Annotated in this window: 10 protein-coding genes; 3 read left to right on the top strand and 7 right to left on the bottom strand. The window is 64.2% G+C overall.

Going from position 1 to position 17,616, the window contains the following annotated elements; translation table 11 throughout:
* Nucleotides 1-25: 25 nt before the first annotated feature.
* The 5 genes from PQB87_RS04135 to PQB87_RS04115 are packed head-to-tail and all read right to left on the bottom strand — an operon-like array spanning nucleotide 26 to nucleotide 12,093.
* Nucleotides 26-943 (bottom strand): UDP-3-O-acyl N-acetylglycosamine deacetylase, encoded by a 918-nt coding sequence (locus PQB87_RS04135; protein WP_059487189.1) that lies wholly within the window; start codon nucleotides 941-943, stop codon nucleotides 26-28.
* Nucleotides 940-8,574 (bottom strand): type I polyketide synthase, encoded by a 7,635-nt coding sequence (locus PQB87_RS04130; RefSeq protein ID WP_489242602.1) that lies wholly within the window; start codon nucleotides 8,572-8,574, stop codon nucleotides 940-942. Before PQB87_RS04130 ends, PQB87_RS04135 begins: the two co-directional genes overlap by 4 nt.
* 3 nt (nucleotides 8,575-8,577) lie before the next feature.
* Entirely contained in the window at nucleotides 8,578-10,110 is a 1,533-nt protein-coding gene (locus PQB87_RS04125; RefSeq protein WP_489242601.1) for an LTA synthase family protein, read from the bottom strand.
* A complete protein-coding gene (locus tag PQB87_RS04120) occupies nucleotides 10,107-10,895 on the bottom strand; it encodes an SDR family NAD(P)-dependent oxidoreductase (protein ID WP_489242600.1) in 789 nt (262 codons plus the stop codon). Before PQB87_RS04120 ends, PQB87_RS04125 begins: the two co-directional genes overlap by 4 nt.
* On the bottom strand, nucleotides 10,888-12,093 hold the full coding sequence (locus PQB87_RS04115; protein ID WP_489242832.1) for a capsule polysaccharide biogenesis protein: 1,206 nt from the start codon (nucleotides 12,091-12,093) through the stop codon (nucleotides 10,888-10,890). The genes PQB87_RS04120 and PQB87_RS04115 overlap by 8 nt, the downstream gene beginning before the upstream one ends.
* Nucleotides 12,094-12,431: 338 nt before the next feature.
* Between PQB87_RS04115 and PQB87_RS04110 the strand changes: the two genes are divergently transcribed.
* The 3 genes from PQB87_RS04110 to PQB87_RS04100 are packed head-to-tail and all read left to right on the top strand — an operon-like array spanning nucleotide 12,432 to nucleotide 15,104.
* On the top strand, nucleotides 12,432-13,580 hold the full coding sequence (locus tag PQB87_RS04110; protein WP_489242599.1) for a KpsE/RkpR family capsule polysaccharide export protein: 1,149 nt from the start codon (nucleotides 12,432-12,434) through the stop codon (nucleotides 13,578-13,580).
* A 47-nt stretch (nucleotides 13,581-13,627) separates the two neighbouring features.
* On the top strand, nucleotides 13,628-14,686 hold the full coding sequence (locus PQB87_RS04105; protein WP_489242598.1) for a polysaccharide pyruvyl transferase family protein: 1,059 nt from the start codon (nucleotides 13,628-13,630) through the stop codon (nucleotides 14,684-14,686).
* Nucleotides 14,652-15,104 carry a GDP-mannose mannosyl hydrolase gene (locus PQB87_RS04100; protein WP_489242831.1) on the top strand — a complete coding sequence of 151 codons (453 nt, stop codon included), beginning with the start codon at nucleotides 14,652-14,654 and terminating at the stop codon, nucleotides 15,102-15,104. Before PQB87_RS04105 ends, PQB87_RS04100 begins: the two co-directional genes overlap by 35 nt.
* A gap of 60 nt (nucleotides 15,105-15,164) precedes the next feature.
* On the opposite strand, the gene fcl is transcribed toward PQB87_RS04100, so the two are convergent.
* Both fcl and gmd read right to left on the bottom strand, forming a co-directional pair.
* Nucleotides 15,165-16,139, bottom strand: coding sequence for a GDP-L-fucose synthase (fcl, locus tag PQB87_RS04095; RefSeq protein WP_489242597.1), 975 nt, complete (start codon nucleotides 16,137-16,139; stop codon nucleotides 15,165-15,167).
* The gene (gene gmd / locus PQB87_RS04090) at nucleotides 16,136-17,263 is read right to left on the bottom strand and encodes a GDP-mannose 4,6-dehydratase (protein ID WP_489242596.1); all 1,128 of its coding nucleotides are present in this window, start codon (nucleotides 17,261-17,263) and stop codon (nucleotides 16,136-16,138) included. Before gmd ends, fcl begins: the two co-directional genes overlap by 4 nt.
* Between the last annotated feature and the right edge of the window lie 353 nt (nucleotides 17,264-17,616).

Genomic DNA, 17,616 nt, shown 5'->3' with positions numbered 1-17,616 from the left:
CCGCGCGTCATGAAAAGACGCGGTGTCACGCGTCGGAAAACTCGGCCCACTGCCACGCGTCGGGTGCGGCCAGCAGCGCGTCGACCAGCCGGAAATTCATCTCGTGGCTCGGCCGCAACGCACTCACGCGCGCCAGCAGCGGCGCGCCGGCCAGCGCGAGATCGCCGACCAGGTCGAGCACGCGGTGCCGGACGAATTCATCCGGCAAGCGCATCCCGCCCAGCACGCGGCTGCCGACGATGGACGCGGTGCACGACGGCCGTGCGCCGCGCAGGATCGGCACGCCGCGCAGATAGCCGGCGACGATCGCCGGCACGGCCCATTTCACGCGCCCGTACGAGCGCGACGGCGCGATTTCGGTTTCGAATGCGGCCGGCGTCAGCGCACCGTCCCAATGCATGTCGCCGAAGCCGCGCAGGTCGTTGCGCACGCTCAGTTCGTAACGCGGTGCCGGCTCGATCCGCATTTCGCGCCGCTGATCACCCTCGCCATCCCCGACGACGACGGGCCGCAGCACGCGGATGAAGCGTTTCGGCGCATCGAGCGCGACCCGGCCGCACGCACGGATGGCATCCACCCACGGCGTGGCGCTGCCGTCGAGAATCGGCACTTCCTCGGCGTCGATCTCGACGATCGCGTGATCGATCTCGCACGCGAGCAGCGACGCGAGCAGATGCTCGATCGTGCGAACGCCGACGCCGTCGGCATTGCGCAGCATCGTGCAGAGCGGCTGGGCGCGGCGCAGCGCGGGATCGACCGGCAGCGTCGCGAGCGTGCGCCCCTGCGCGACGCGACGGAACACGATTCCCGTCACGCCGTCTTCCGGCCGCGCGGGCAGGATCCGTACACCCACCCGGCGCCCCGTGTGCAGCCCGTGGCCGTCGATCGCCAGCGGACCTGCCAGCGTGCCCTGGCGCGTCGCCCAGCCGGACGGCGCGCTCATCGCGCGACCTCCAGCGTCGGCGACACCTGGCCCGCCACGGGCGCCGGCCGCGTATCGAGCATCGCGCGCGCCTCGCCTTCGATCGCGTGTTTCGCGGCAAGCGCCGCGACGGCCTCCTGAGCGGCATCGGTCGCCGCCCCGGCGTCGGACGCATCGGCCGACGCGCCGATCGAATCGACGATGCGTCCGGCCAGCGTCGTCACCGACGCGCCCTCGGCAATCGCCATCACCGACAGCTTGACCTCGAACGCTTCCTCGACCGCCAGGCCGAGCTCCATCCCCATCAGCGAATCCATGCCCATGTCGAGCACCGACTTGTCGAGCGCGATGCGATCCGGCGTCATGTGCAGGATCCGCGCGATCTGCGCCTGCAGCGTCCGGGCAACCAGCGCGATCGCTTCGTCGCGCGGCAAGGCCAGCACTTCTTCCCGCAACTGCGTGCCGCCGTCGCGCGCATCGCCGCCCTTCGCATGCGATTGCAGCAGCGAATACCGGCGTGCCTTCGCGGCGGGCATCCCGCGCGCCACGGCATGCCAGTCGAGCCGGACCACGGCTTCGCCGGCCGCGCCCGCGACCAGCGCGCGCTCGAGCGCGGCCATCGCCTCGTCGGACGTGATCGATGCACCGCCGATCCGCGACTGCAACGCCTCGCGCGTATCCGCGTGGCGCGCGAGGAAGCCGACGTCCTCGAGCGGGCCCCACGCCATGAACGTGCCGGGCAACCCGGCCGCGCGGCGATGTTCGACGAGTGCCTCGAGGAAGGTGTTGGCCGCGACGTAGTTCGACTGCCCGGGATTGCCGAGATAGGTCGTCGCCGACGAATAGACGACGAACAGGTCGAGCGGCAGCGCGCGTGTCGCGCGGTGCAGGTTCCACGCGCCGGCCACCTTCGGTGCGAGCACCGCGGCCATCCGCGCATCGTCGAGATTGCGCACGAGACCGTCGTCGATCGACATCGCGGAATGCAGCACGCCCTTGAGCGGGCTGCCGCGCCGCACGATCGCGGCAATCATCGCATCGACCGCCGCGGCATCGGTCACATCGCACGAGACGACATCGACCGTGACGCCGAGCGTCGCGCGCCAGCATTCGACCTCCTCGCGGGCCGCACCGGCAAGCTCGCCGGAACGGCTCGCCAGCGTCAGCCGGCGAGCGCCGCGCTCGACCATCCAGCGCGCGCTCGCAAACCCGAGCCCGCCCGTGCCGCCGACCACCAGGTACGTGCCATGCGGATCAAGCGCGAGCGAGCCCGCGCGCGTGACGCCGCGCGTCGGGGCCGGCGTGCCGGACGGATAGGTCACGAGTACCTTGCCGATCTGGCGCGCCTGCTGCATGTAGCGGAACGCATCCTCCGCCCGTTCGGCGGGGAACGCGCGATACGGCAGCGGATGCAGCACGCCTGCGGCGAACAGCGCCATCACTTCGCCGAACAGGCGTTCGGTCAGCTCCGGCAACGCACCCATCAACTGGTCGGCATCGATGCCGAAATAGCTGATGTTGTTGCGGAACGGCCGCAGCCCGATGTGGCTGTTTTCGTAGAAATCGCGCTTGCCGAGCTCGAGGAAACGACCGAACGGACGCAGCGTGTCGATGCTGCGCACCATGGCCTCGCCGGCGAGCGAATTCAGCACGATGTCGATGCCCTGCCCGCCCGTCAGCACGCGAATGTCGTCGGCGAACGCGAGGCTGCGCGAATCGAGCACGTGGTCGGCACCGAGCAGGCGCACGAACTCGCGCTTCTCGTCGCTGCCGGCCGTCGCGAACACTTCCGCGCCGAAGTGGCGCGCAAGCTGGATCGCGGCGATCCCGACGCCGCCCGCGCCGCCGTGCACGAGCACGCGCTCGCCGCGGCGCAGCCGCGCGAGTTCGACGAGTGCGTAATACGCGGTGAAGAACGTGGTCGGTACGGTCGCCGCTTCCTCGAACGTCAGACGCTCGGGTTTCAGCGCGATCGCCTGCGCGCGCGTCCTGACGCGCGTCGCGAACGAGGCCGGCGCGAAGCCGAGAATCGCATCGCCCGGCGCGAATGCCGTCACGGCGCCGCCCACCCGGACGACGCGGCCGGACAGTTCCATGCCGATCGTCGCGCCCGCGAAACCGGTCTCGACCGCTTCATCGGACAAGAGCCCCATCGCATACATCACGTCGCGGAAATTGAGGCCGGTCGCAACCGGCTCGATCTCCACCTCGTCCGCGCCCAGCGCGCTTTCCGGCAACGCGAACCATTCGAGATTGCGCAACGAGCCCGGGGCATCGAACGCGAGCACGGCCGCACGCGCAATCGCGCCATCGCTGCGGGCTGCGGCCTGCGCGGCCGTCAGCATGCGCGGCACCAGGCGCCCGTGTGCGCCCAGGACGACTTCTTCCTCGACTGCCGAGCCGGTCAGCTCGCGAATCAGTGCGTCGGAAATCCCGTCCACCGCGCGATCGACGTCGATCAGGCGGCACGCGAGTTCGGGATGCTCGTTCGCCAGCACGCGACCGAGGCCCCATAGCGTTGCCTGTTCCGGATGCGCATTCGCGGCCCCGGCGAACGGCGCACTGCCGCGCGTGACGACGGTCAAGCGCGTGGCCGCGTTCGGCTGCGCGCCGAGCGCGCGGACGAGCGCCGCCAGCGCGATCGCGCCGTGACGCTGCGCAGCCATCAGGCCGTCGCCCGTCGCCGATTCGGCCAGCGGCGTTTCCGGTGCGCAGAACACCACGTGCGCCGGCTGCCCGGCCGGCAACGACGCAATCGCGTCGGCCGCATGCGTGATGTCCACGATGTCGGCCGGATAACCCGCGCGCGCCAGCGCATCGGCCAGCTGCCCGCCGAAACCGCCGGCGGCACCCGGTGCGTGCATCACGAGCCATTGTTCGTTGCGTGCGAGCGTATCGAGATCGCTCGCGTCGCTGCCGCGCTGCGTGGCCGCGGTGCTCCTAGGGTTGCGCGCGATGACGAACGTCGGCGTACCGTCCAGATCGAGCGATTGCTCGACGTGCCGCACGACGTCGACGTAACCCGCGCGTGCGAGCGCTGCCTCGAGATCCGCCGGCGCCAGCGGCGCGGGGGCAGCGGCTTCCGTCGACGTTGCCTGCGAGGCGAACACGATGTCGGAGAAGCGGCCGTGACGCGACTCGGCCAGCAGCAGCAGTCCGCCCGGCGCCAGCCACGACCGCATCGCATTCAGTGCATCGACCACATCATGACGGTCGCTCAGTGCGCGGTTCGCGACGATCAGGTCGTAAGGCCCGGCGTCATCGGCCGACAGCGACAGCCGCTCGCCCGACTGCAGCGCCACCGTGCGCACCACCGCTTCCGCATCCGTGTCGAAACCGGCCAGCTGGCCGGCCGTCGCCGCGATCGTGTGGTCGCAGCGCGCGGCAGCGAGATGCATGCCGAGCGTCTGCAGCACGTCGCCGTCCGTCGCGCCCAGTTCGAGCACGCGCAGCCGGCGTGCCGGCTGCCATGCATCGACCGCCTGCTCGACGCTTGCGGTCAGCAACGCGTGCACGTGCTGCCACGTCGGCGACGCGGCAAGGAGCTGCTCGACCAGGCTGTGCCCGGTCGGCGACAGCAAGCGCGCGCCATCTTTCGCGCCGCCCAGCACGTCGGGCAACGCCGCGCCGCAATGCGCGAGCAGCGTCAGTTCGGCCACGTGCCCCGGCGATTCGGCCAGCAGCCCGCGCCACAGCTCGTCGAGCGGCGGCAGCGCCGCGCACGCTGCGTCGTCGCGCACGAGCAGCGCGCCGTCGCGATGAGCGAGACCATCCTCGACCAGCATGTCGGCAAGACGCGCGGCCAGCGCCGCACGCCCGGCCGCCGGCTGCCACGTGCCGGCGAATGCGCCGAGCGTATCGAACGCGCGCAGCGCGTAGAGGCTCGCCAGCACGTCGAGCAGCGGCAGGATTTCGGTCAGATGCTGCGTCCGGCGGACGTCGTTACCGGTTGCCTCCAGCCGCGCGACGGCCTTCGCAAGCAGCGCGTCGGGAGCCGGCAAACCGGCTGCATCGACGTCGCCCGGCAGCGGCATGTCTTCAAGGCGATAGACGAAGCGTGCAGGCAGGTTCTGCCGACGGCCGACGAGATCGACGCGCCGGAACCGGCAACCGCCGAGCCGTGCGACGATCGCGCCCCGCGCGTCGAGGAATTCGAAATGCGCGACGATCGAATGCGGGCTGTGCCGGTCGATCTGCACGCGCACCCGCTCGACCGTGTCGCCGCGCAGATAGTCGACCCGGCCGATCTGCACCGGCACGTACGCCGGATGCTCGCCTTCGCGTGCGTGCGCCGCCAGCAAGGCGAACAGCGGATGAAACCCGCTGTCCATCAGCGCCGGATGCAGCAGATACGCGGACAAGGCCCGCGCATCGCCGCATGCGGCCGGCGCGGCGACGTCCGCCAGCGCCGCGCCGTCACTCGCGGCAACCCGCACGGTGCGAACCCAGCGGAACGCTGGCCCGTAGCCGAGGCCGATGGCCGCGGTGTTTGCGTACAGCGTGTCGCCGTCGGCCGCGGGCAGCGCGAGCAGACGATCGAGCGCGGCGGACGGCACGACGCTCGTATCGCCGAGCGCGTTGCCGCTTTCCAGCATTCGCCCTGTTACGTTCAGCGTCCACGCGCTGTCGGACATCCGGTCGCGCGTCTCGATCGTGAAGGTCGCGGTGCGCGGCTCGATCACGAGCCGGAACAGTTTCGCCTGCTGCGGCTGGAATACGACCGGCGTGCGGATCTCGACGTTTTCGAGTGCCGCATCCGGCGTATCGAAGAAGGTCCGTGCCGCGGCGAGGGCCATTTCCACGTAACCCGCGCCCGGGAACGCCACGCCGCCGTCGACGACGTGATCGGCCAGCATCGGCAGCTTCGCCGGATCGAGCTGGTTTTCCCACGCGAATGCGTGCTCATGCAGGCGATAACCGAGCAGCGGATGCTCGCGGCGGCGATTGACGAGGCCATAGCCTTCGACGGTCGGCGTCAGCCAGAAGCGGTCGCGCTGCCACGGATAGGACGGCAACGCAGCACGCGATTGGCCCGGCGCAAAGCGGTCGGGATCGACGCTCGCGCCGTGCGCGATCGCCGCGAGAATCGCCTGCCGCAGCGTCGCCGCGCTGCCGTGACCGCGCTTGAGCGTCGGCAGCGCCGTGCCGGTTGCACCGGCGGCCGTGAGCGCCTGCTTCACGTACGTACGCAGGATCGAATGCGGCGAAACCTCGACGAACAGGCGCACGCCCTGCTCGATCAGATGCGCGATGCCGTCGCCGAAGCGCACCGGCTCACGGATATTGCGCCACCAGTAGCGCGCATCGAGCTCGGTGCCGGCAAGCGCGCCGCCGGTCACGGTCGACACGAACGTGCCGTTGCCCAACTGCGGCCTCAGGCTCGCCAGTTCGGCCAGCACGACTGGCTCGATGCGATCCATGTGGCTGCTGTGGAACGCGTAGTCGAGATCCAGCATCTGGAAGAACTTGCCGCTGCCGCGCAGCGCCGCTTCCAGTGCCTGCAGACCCTGCAGCTCGCCCGCAAGCGTCACCGCATCGGGACTGTTGATGCCGGCGATCTCGACACGGCGCGCAAGCCCGTGGCGCGCGATCAGTTCGCGCGCCGCTGCATCGCCGATGCCGATGGCCGCCATCCGGCCGCTGCCGCGCGTCATCGCCTGCGCGCGGCTGCGGATCTTGATCACGCGCACCGCATCGGCGAGCGACAGCGCGCCCGTCACCCACGCCGCCGCAATCTCGCCGACGCTATGGCCGACCGCCGCGTCGTAACGCATCCCGTGCGCGTCGATCACGCGGATCATGCCGACCTGGATCGCGAACAGCAGCGGCTGCGCGTTCTCCGTCGCGGCCAGCCATTCGGCGCCCTCGCCGGCCAGCCATTCCGCGCTCGGGCCACCGCGCATCACGTCGACCAGCGACGGGCTGCCGTCGGCGCACCACAGCGCGTCGACTTCGTCGAGCGCCGCGCGGAAGACGGCGTTCTCGGCATAAAGCTCGTTGCCCATCCCGACCCACTGGCAGCCGTTGCCCGAGAAGACGAGCGCGGTGCGTGGCGTATCGGCCGGGGCCTGGCCGGTCGCCACGCAGGCGGGCAACCCTTCCGGTGCCGGCTGGGCCAGCGCCGCGAGTGCCGCACGGCCTTCGGCCGCATCGGCCGGTGCAACGATTGCGCGATGTTCAAGCCATTGGCGGCGACGTGCGGCCGCGGCGGCAAGCGCCTGCCAGTCGCCGCCGTTGTCGAGCATCGACAGATAGCGGCCCGCGAGCGCGCCGAGCGCATTCGCGCTGCGCGCGGTCAGGACGAGCGGAGACAACTGCGCGTGAGTCGGCTCGGGCGCGGCCGCCGACGCCTCGTTTGCAGCCGGCGCCTCGGTCAGCACGACGTGTGCGTTCGTCCCGCCGAAGCCGAACGAGTTGACGCCGACCGTCAGCGGCGCGTCGCCCGCGTCGAGCGGCATGAAGCGATCGACGACACGCAGACGCCCGCCGTCGAAATCGATCCCGGGATTGGGTGTAACGAAGTGCAGCGAGCGCGGTACCGCGCGATGCTTCAGGCACAGCACGGCCTTCAGCAGCCCGGCCATGCCGGACGCCGTTTCGAGGTGGCCGATATTGGTCTTCACCGAACCGATGAGCAACGGACGATCGGCCGGGCGCTCGCCCGACACGACGTCGATCAGCGCACGCGCCTCGATCGGATCGCCGACCGCCGTGCCGGTGCCGTGTGCCTCGAGATACGCCAGGGACTGCGGATCGATGCCCGCGCGCGCGTAGACGCTGCGCAGCAGCGATGCTTGCGCGGCCGCGCCCGGCACGCTGATACCGCCCGGCGAGTGGCCGACCGAGTTCACGCCGGAGCCGGCGATCACCGCATGGATCGTGTCGCCGTCGGCGAGCGCGCGATCGAGCGGCTTGAGCAGCACGAACGCGCCGCCTTCCGAGCGAACGTAACCGTCGCCGGTTGCATCGAACGCGCGGCAACGGCCGCGCGGCGACAACATCGACGCCTTGGAGAAGCTGACGAAACCGAACGGGTGCAACAGCAGGTTGACGCCGCCCGCGAGCGCCACGTCGGCTTCGCCGGACTGCAGCGCCTTGACGGCCTGGTGGAGTGCGACGAGCGACGACGAGCAGGCCGTATCGACGGACATGCTCGGGCCGCGCAGGTCGAACAGGTAGGACACGCGGTTCGACGCGATACTCAGGGTGTTGCCGGTCGCCGAATACGGATCGATCACGTTCAGATCGTCCATGTTGCGGTTGCCGTAATCCATGCTGGCGGCGCCGACGAAGACGCCGCAGTTGCTGCCGCGCATGTCGGCCGGGCGCACGCCTGCGTCCTCGAACGCTTCCCACGCGAGTTCGAGCAGCAGGCGCTGCTGGGGGTCCATCTGGGCCGCTTCGCGCGGGGAAATGCCGAAGAACGCGGCATCGAAGCCGGCGACGTTGTCGACGACGCCGGCCGAGAACGTGTAGCTCTTGCCCGGTTCGCGCTTGGACGGGTGCTGGTAGAAATCGGTGCCGAAGCGATCGGCGGGGATTTCGGTCACTGCGTCGCGTTCGTCGCGCAGCAGTTGCCAGAAGCCGCCAAGATCGTTAGCGCCCCCGGGAAACCGACAAGCCACCCCAATTATTGCAATCTTACTGTTCATCTTTTATGTCGCTTTCTCGGATGCGCACGGCTGTTTCGTGCGGTTTCCGTCATCTTGTACCACATGCAGCAGTGCCGATCCGAGTTCCTCGGCCGCCAGATTTCGGCATTCGGGGGTATCTGCGCCGTAATTCCGCCAAATGAAGTAGTCGCTGGTTTGCGGTGTGACGCCCAGCTTCTGGAACACATGAGGCAACGCGGGAACATGGTCGCCGTAAAAGCAAACGACTGTTTCACGATCGCTGGTACGCAAGTAATCGAGCAAGCGCCCGATCATTGCGTCAGCATTTTCAATGTGCCGCAAGTATGCGGTCAGGTCGCGCCAAGACTCGTCTTCGCCAAGAGTATGCCGCGAAGACGATTCCCCAGGCAAAACCTGCTCCAGGTGAAGCGGGCCGTGGTTCTCCATCGTCATAGCGAAAATGAAGCGCGGCCGCTCCTCGCCCGCCGCCTCCAGTTCCGCAATGATCGCGCCGGCGACAGCCGCATCTGCGACGTAAGGCCCTGCCCGTGGCGCCGACGAAAAATGTCGAATATCAAGAAAACGCGTAAAACCAAACAACGGGAATACACGATTCCGTCCGAAGAAGTCGGCGTAATAGGGATGAATCGCCACTGTCTCGTAGTCGCAACGAGCAAACCACGATGCAAGTGAGGTAATTTTTTTTCTTACAAATGCGTAAGGGTAAAATCGCGCATACCCGAGCGACAATGATTCAATGCCAGTCAGCACCGCGAATTCCGTTCGCATCGTGTTTGCGCCCCACGCAGGCACCGTCATCTCGCCATGCCGAACCGCCTCGTGACGCGCTTCATCGAAATTCCTGAAGAGTTCCGGGGCGACCGCTTCGCCGAGTCGACGCGCATCAAAGAACGATTCGCTCTGGATCATGATCACGTCCCGATGCTGCACCGGCTTGCCGGCTGCGAACGCGCCGGCCGCCATGACCTCATTGAACCGCCTAAACGTGGCGGGCCGCAGACCATTGAGCAGGTAGGCAACGAACACGGAAAAAAAACCGCTTCTCCGTTGGTCGACATCCGGATCAAGCGTGAGCGGCACGCGTGCAGCCAACAGCACGGCAAGCGTGAACGGCAGCGCCGCTGCAAACCACGCCAGTGCACGAGAGCCTGACGACACCGGTCGCTCGACGACGAAGCCAGCGATCACCAACACGATGCCGGCACCGATCGCGACGACCTTGTCGACGCTCAAGAACGGCAGGTAAAGACGGGGGTACGAAAACAACTGGCTGAAAAGGCTCAGATCGGTAAAGACGAACGGTTCACGCAGTGACTCGTACTTCGCATTGCTGACCGCGGCGACGAGACCGACGAGCGCGAGCGACGCGCCGGCCGAGAACAGCGGTCGCGAGGTGGCAGCGAACACCAAGTCGAATATGAAGAGTACGGAAAGAATATGAAGTACTGACGACAGCCACGGCCGCCGTATCGGTGCACGCGGAACTGCGATCGCGTCGACCGCGTACGACAGCGCGATGGTGGCCGCCAACGTCACGACGAGACATGCGCTCAATTGACGCGGTCCTTCGGTGGCAGATAGGACAGACGGTCGAGAATCGCGTCGGCAATCGCAACGGGCAAGAGCGACAGGAGCCGCATGCCGAACGCAAGCAATCCCGGGAATGCAATCTCGCTGCGACCCAAGTCGAGGCGCTTCTGAATGTATGCGGCCGAACGCTCTGCACTCCAGAGAAACGGCTTCTCGCCGGGAAACACATCGCTCATCGCCGTCTTCACGAAGCCTGGCAGGATAACCGTGACCCCCACACCATCGCGAGCCAGCAGTGGGCGTACGGAATCGCCGTAGGCCTTGATTGCGGCCTTGCTCGCACAATAGGAGGGCGAGATCGCCATGCCGCGCAACGCAGCGATCGAACTTACCATCGCGATTCGACCTCGCTTGCGCTCGCGCATCCGGTCAATGATCGGCAGGACCGTATGCAACGTTCCGTAGAGGTTCGTGTCGATGACGCTGGCGGTGCGCTCGAGGCCTTCCCAATCGTTCGCGTCGGCGATCGTGCTGGCCAGACCCGCGTTCGCAATCAGCAGGTCGATCGGATAACGAGCGTCGAAATCGGACAACCACGCGGCAGTGGCCGCGGCGTCGCGCACATCGATCGTGCCCGCCTCGGCCGTCGCACCGTTCGCGCGGCAGGCCGCTGCCGTTATATCGACCTCGGTGGTGTTGCGCCCCACGATCCCGAGCGTCGCGCCCGGCCGCGCATAGGTGAGTGCGAGCGCACGGCCGAGCCCGGCGCTGGCGCCGGTAATAACGACATTACGGTGCACACTAGCCATGCTCGGCCTCGAGTCGCTGAACCGCGCCTGCGGTTGCCATTGCGATACCTTGACGCGTATAGAAATCGCCATTGATCTGCGTGTGATACATCACGTAGTCAAGAAACGCCTGATAGAGAGCCAGTTGCGGAGGTACGCAACCCCTCCAGAATTCGTCCAGTCCACCCTGCCAGGTCAACCCCGGCATCGCGTAGATTGCATCGCCGAGCGCGATCAGCGGACGTCCGTGGTGCAGCGCCGACAACCCCACCGTACTATTGACGACCACGACGCCACGGGCACGCTCGAGCAGGGTCGGCAAGTGTCCCGCGTCGACAAAGCGATACCGGTCCGCCATCCCCAATTCGTTCGCAAGATCGAGCGCAAAGCGCCGGTAATCGATCAAACCTGTATCGAGCGGATGATTTTTGATCACAAGCCAGGTATCTGCCGGCGCATGCCGCGCAAACGAACGCAGCACCTTTTCGATCGCGTCTCGTACGCCATTGAACGGCGAATGAACCGTGATTTGTGTATCGGAATTTAGTTGCAACGGGAACAGGTAATACTGGCGCGCGGCACCCAACAGGTCACGAGTGACGTCATTCGCCTGCCTTTCGTATTCGTGCTGGCGCAGCATCCGCCACGCCAAGCCTGCGTATTCGACCGCACCGTTTCTCGGGCGGTGACTACGGTAATGAGGAAAACGGCTCCCATAGAATACGTTAGCGCCGCGATAACGAATGTCGTGAAAGGCTCGCTCATACAGGTTGTAGCCGGTTGGCTGCCCCGGCCGGCTGGATGGCGTCACCGCGCGTTGCTCAAGATACCAAACTGGATCCTTCGGCAGCAGCGAGCGACCATTCACGCCATAGCGCTCGAGCGTCAGCCAGTATGGGCGAATATAGCCCTCTTCGAAAACATGCACGCGGATGCCATTTGCGCCCGCCACCACATGCATGTCGCGATGAATGTCCCGGCAATCGCCAAACATGACGACGTCTGTAACCGAATCCGCACGCACTCGTGCCACATACCAATCCGTCAGGTCTTCAATCCGGCCGCTATAGTCGAGCGACCGGTTCGTATCATCATACAATACGTCGCCGCCGCAAAAATTCACTTTACGGACATCATGTCCACGCGAGGTCAATGCGCGCGACAGGTGACTGAAAAATGGGGAAGCCGTGCCTTGCAGCACAAGAAATGAGCGAGGCATCGGAAACGTGATCGACGAAACAGCTGTCACGGCGGCAGGTCACACCTGTCAGCGGAAACGTGCGGCAAGCCTTTTTAATAAACGCCGGACTGTGGGCGAGAACGCCCCCTTCTAGGGGAGCAAATATAACACCACGGTCAGGATAAGAATACTGGCTGTTCCAAAAAGCGCCACGCGATGGCGAATTTAACTGTCACTGGCTATAATCAGCCGCCTCTAGACGGACACGTTCAGACGTGTCTATTACAGCGCCAGCCGCTGTAACAGACCGTCATCTGACTCTCTTGACGTCGTCATTTCGGCGTCACAGAGAAACCAATCGGCATGGAAGACGAAAGTTGGAAAACGCACCTGGCAGCATGCAAGCCTCGCCCGAGGCCAAACGCAGTTTGTTTGACCGGCTCAAAGGCATCAATCGGCTTTTCGCCGCGACCGTCGTCATTCCCACGACCATCGCCATTGTCTATTTCGGCGCAATCGCATCCGACGTCTACGTTTCGGAGTCGCGCTTTGTGGTTCGTAGCCCACAACGCCAGAGCCAGGTAAGCCTGGTCGGAGCATTACTGCAGGGAAGCGGCTTCTCGCGCGCCCAGGACGACACCTATCCAGTCATCGACTATATACAGTCGCGCGACGCACTCGCAGCACTCAACCAGAACGGCCGCATCGCCAACGCGTACGGCGATCACGGCGATATCCTTAGTCGCTTCCATCGCAGCCTCGACGACAGCTTCGAAGCGCTGTGGAAGTACTACGATAAACACGTCGTGTCGGTCGACTTCGATCCGACCTCATCGATCACCACGCTGCAGGTGCGCGCCTTCACGTCTGAAGGCGCCCGCGAGATCAACAACTCGCTGCTTTCGCTCAGCGAACAGCTGATCAATCGGATGAACTCACGAGCAGCGGCAGACTCTGTCGATTTTGCGCAACAGCAGGTCGACGTCGCCGCGGCGAAATCGAAGGATGCGGCTGCCGCGCTCGCGACTTACAGAAATTCGAACACCGTATTCGATCCCGACCGACAATCCGCGCTGCAACTGCAACAGATCACCAACCTGCAATCGCAGAGATTCGCAGCACAGGCTCAACTGCAGCAGCTGCTGGCGATTTCACCGCAGAATCCGGAGATTCCGGTACTGAAAACGAATATCGCCTCGCTGGACAAGCAGATCCAGGCGTCGACGGGCGACGTCACGGGTGGCAAAGGAGCTCTCTCCAACAAGGCTGCCACTTATGCGCGCTTGCAGCTCGACGCAGAGTTTGCGAACAAGCAGCTCGCATCGACCATGACTGCGCTCGAAAACGCTCGCGCCGAGGCACAGCGCAAGCAGTTGTACCTCGAACGCCTAGTACAAGCCAACCAGCCTGACATCGCCGTCGAGCCGAAGCGGCTCAAATCGATTGTCATCGTATTCGCGCTCGGCATGATCACCTGGGGCGTACTGAGTCTCCTGATCGCCGGCGTGCGCGAACACAACGACTAACCAAACACTGTTGCACACGACGGACCAGTATTTTCAGGCAAGATACCGTGAAAACTATTTTAATCGGCGGCTTCGGAGCGGGCAATCTCGGAGATGACCTCATTCTCGCCTCGATGCTTGATATCGATGCGAACGCGACGGTCGTCGCTTATGGTCAGCCGCTCATCGAGCGACGGATCGAGTACATTGCGTTCGACACATTCTTTCGCAACGCTCAAGCGATTCTCGGCGCACATGACCGAGTGATCCTCGGCGGCGGGGGCATTTTCTGGTCGCAGGAACACATCTACGAACTACTCGTCATCGCCCTCATTGCAAAAGGGCTGGGGCAACGCGTCGAACTGCGGCGCGTCGGCCTGCACGGCTTCCACTACGCGATGGATGCATCGCGGCATCTGATGCGGATCGCGGATGTAGTGACGTTCCGCGAACATGACTCCCTCGACCTTGCGCACCGCCTGCTGGACTGCCCAACGGCCACTTTTGAGCAGGACTATGCATGTGCTCGGCTGAGTCCCACGACTCCCCCGCGAAACGCACGACTCCGGGTGGGCATCAACATCGCCAGCACCCGCTTTATCGACGACCCCTCATTCTCGAATCACCTGCAGCAGATCTACGCTCATCTTGCGCACCGTTACCACGGCACCGCTGACTTCCACTACGTTCCGTTCTGCTCGCACATGTCGTCACACAATCAAAACGACTTTGCAAAGGCCGATCTGCTGTTCGCCGCATCAGAAGGCCGTATCAAATGTCGGAGTATCGCGACGACCGTGGAGCGCCTAATTACGGAATGCGCAACAATGGATCTTTTCCTGGGCGAGCGCTTCCACATGCACACGATCGCGCACGTACTGGGACGTCCGATCATTCCGTTCATTCAGAATGAGCAGACCAAGTATCGCGCGCTGGCACTGGAATATGGTGATGCTCCCGTGTTCTACGAAATGTCGCAGGCAATGATCGTCGACCAGCTTACCCACCGACTCGACGCCGCCATTTCATCTGTGCTGGCATCCCAGCACGCCGCCGCCCCGACCATTACCGAAGTCCTGCAACATGAACTCACTGCTTCCGACCAAAACATTCCTGCAAGTTATTGATGCCACCCCCCTCGTCGCGATCGACTTGATCGTCGGCGACGATGCTGGCGGCTATCTGCTTGGGCAGCGCACCAACCGGCCCGCCCAACACTTCTGGTTCGTACCGGGTGGCCGCATCCGCAAGAATGAACGTCTTGACGACGCGTTTCAGCGCATCGTGGAAATGGAACTCGGGATCGCCGGCGTCACGCGCGAGAGTGCGACACTGCTCGGCGTGTACGAACACCTGTACGAAGACAACTTCAGCGGCACACCCGATATTTCGACCCATTACGTCGTGCTCGGATACCGCCTTCCACATCCGGCGAATCTCTTGTCCCTGCCCGATGAACAGCACGATGCATATCGCTGGATGCATTCGGGGGATATCCTTGCAGATGCAACAGTCCACCCGAACACTCAGGCCTATTTCCGCTAATCACGATGTTCCGACGCCAGCCCGTCGGTAACCGAACTGGCGCCGTCTCCCGCGCGGCGCTCAGGAGCGATAGCGGTCCTGATTGTCCAGGAACCACTGATAGCTGCCACGCAGACCATCCTCGAGACTGATCGTCGACATCCAGCCGAGCGAGCCCAAGCGGCTCACATTCATCAGCTTGCGCGGCGTGCCGTCCGGCTTGGTCGCATCGAATACCAGGCGGCCGCGATAGCCAGTCACCTTGGCGACTGTCTCGGCCAGCTCTCGGATTGTGCAATCAACGCCCGTACCCACATTGATATGCGACAGCATTGGCTGCGTGTTCGCCGCATAGGTCGGCGTGTCCAGCTCCATCACGTACACGCTGGCGGCTGCCATGTCGTCGACATGCAGGAACTCCCGCATCGGCGTACCACTGCCCCAGATAACCACCTCGGGCGCATCCGCGTTCACTGCCTCGTGGAAACGCCTCAACAGCGCCGGAATGACGTGGCTGTTCTCCGGATGATAGTTGTCATGCGGTCCGTACAGGTTCGTCGGCATCACACTCCGATAATCGCGCCCGTACTGACGGTTATAGCTTTCGCACAGCTTGATGCCTGCAATTTTCGCCACCGCGTACGGCTCGTTGGTCGACTCGAGCGTCCCCGTTAACAATGCCGTCTCGGCCATCGGCTGCTCAGCCATTCGGGGATAAATGCACGATGAGCCGAGGAATAGCAGCTTGTCGACGTTCGCCTGATGCGCCGAATGGATGACATTCGCCTGCACCATCAGGTTTTCGTAAATGAACTCCGCCGGATAGTCGTGATTTGCCTTGATGCCCCCGACCTTCGCTGCCGCGAGATATACTTGGTCGATACGGTGCCTGCGAAAGAACGCCTCGACGTCAGCCTGCCTCGTGAGATCCAGCTCGGCATGCGTAGCCGTGACCAAATTGCGATAGCCCAGTGACGTCAGCCTTCGAACAATCGCGGAACCCACCATGCCACGGTGTCCCGCGACAAAGATGACTTGATTGCAATCACCGCTCATACACCGCTCTCCAGCGACACCGGCACCGGATAGCCGTGCTCGATCAGCAGCGCCTGACGCTTCGCGATCTTAAGATCCTCCATTACCATCTCCTCGCACATCTCGGGTAGCGTGATTTCCGGCACCCAGCCGAGCTTATTGGCGGCACGCGACGGATCACCGAGCAGCGTCTCGACCTCGGCCGGCCGGAAGTAGCGCGGATCAACGCGCACGATCACATCGCCCGGCTTAACGCTCGGGGCATGCTCACCCGTCACTGCCGTCACCGTGCCGACTTCATCGACACCCACGCCAGAGAACTCCAGCGTGACGCCGAGCCGGGAAGCCGCCATTGCCATGAATTCGCGCACCGAATACTGAAGGCCGGTGGCAATAACGAAGTCTTCAGGCTGCTCCTGCTGCAGCATCAGCCACTGCATCCGCACGTAATCTTTCGCGTGCCCCCAATCTCGCAATGAATCGAGATTACCCATGTACAGGCACTTTTCGAGTCCTTGCGCAATATTCGCAAGGCCGCGCGTGATCTTGCGCGTCACGAATGTTTCACCGCGTCTCGGCGATTCGTGATTGAACAAGATGCCATTACACGCATACATCCCGTAAGCCTCACGATAATTCACCGTAATCCAATATGCGTAGAGTTTCGCCACTGCATACGGGCTGCGCGGATAGAAAGGCGTGGTTTCACGTTGCGGGGTCTCTTGAACGAGGCCATACAGCTCAGAAGTCGACGCTTGGTAGAAGCGGCAGGATTTTTCGAGCCCCAGCAGACGAATGCCCTCCAGGAGTCGCAAGGTTCCCAGCGCATCGACGTCCGCCGTGTATTCCGGCGCCTGAAAGCTGACCGCGACATGAGATTGTGCGCCCAGGTTATACACTTCGTCCGGCCGGACGTCCTCCAGGAGGCGGATGAGATTCGACGAGTCCGTCAAATCACCGTAGTGAAGAATAAAGCGATGATCGACGGTATGTGGATCTTCGTAGATGTGATCGACCCGCTGCGTATTGAACTGGGAAGCGCGCCGCTTGATGCCGTGCACCTCATAACCCTTTTCGAGCAACAGCTCCGCCAAATAAGATCCGTCCTGTCCGGTAACACCGGTAATTAGTGCCTTTTTACTCATCGTTTTCGCTTCAACATTAATGGCAACAGACTCACGCGCGGGGCTTCCCCCGTTCGCGCACCTCTCGATTACAACGAACCACCAAAAACGAGCATCCTCATTTCATTTCGTGGCGCAGACACGTGATGCTAAACGCTTAGCCAACGCAGCGCCACAAAAAAACTCCTACGCATAACGGTATCTGACACTGACTGCTTCGCGCCCCTTCGCGCGCGGTGGAACGACAGAAAATGCTCGATCTGATTCTCAAAGCCCCCGCGATACCCTAAAATGTGCATCCGACGTGCGCCTTGCGTCCGGGTCGAGCCGGCAAATAAAGTCGCCCTGCCACATCCAGACGTATCGCGGTCCGC

It is taken from the genome of Burkholderia sp. KL41 (genome assembly GCF_057005415.2).
This window is presented reverse-complemented; position numbering and strand designations above follow the sequence as displayed.

What these genes read in the sequence shown, in the direction of transcription:
- PQB87_RS04115 (WP_489242832.1), bottom strand. Translation starts at nt 12,093, where the DNA reads ATGCCTCGCTCATTTCTTGTGCTGCAAGGCACGGCTTCCCCATTTTTC.
- fcl (WP_489242597.1), bottom strand. Translation starts at nt 16,139, where the DNA reads ATGAGCGGTGATTGCAATCAAGTCATCTTTGTCGCGGGACACCGTGGC.
- PQB87_RS04120 (WP_489242600.1), bottom strand. Translation starts at nt 10,895, where the DNA reads ATGGCTAGTGTGCACCGTAATGTCGTTATTACCGGCGCCAGCGCCGGG.
- PQB87_RS04130 (WP_489242602.1), bottom strand. Translation starts at nt 8,574, where the DNA reads ATGAACAGTAAGATTGCAATAATTGGGGTGGCTTGTCGGTTTCCCGGG.
- gmd (WP_489242596.1), bottom strand. Translation starts at nt 17,263, where the DNA reads ATGAGTAAAAAGGCACTAATTACCGGTGTTACCGGACAGGACGGATCT.
- PQB87_RS04135 (WP_059487189.1), bottom strand. Translation starts at nt 943, where the DNA reads ATGAGCGCGCCGTCCGGCTGGGCGACGCGCCAGGGCACGCTGGCAGGT.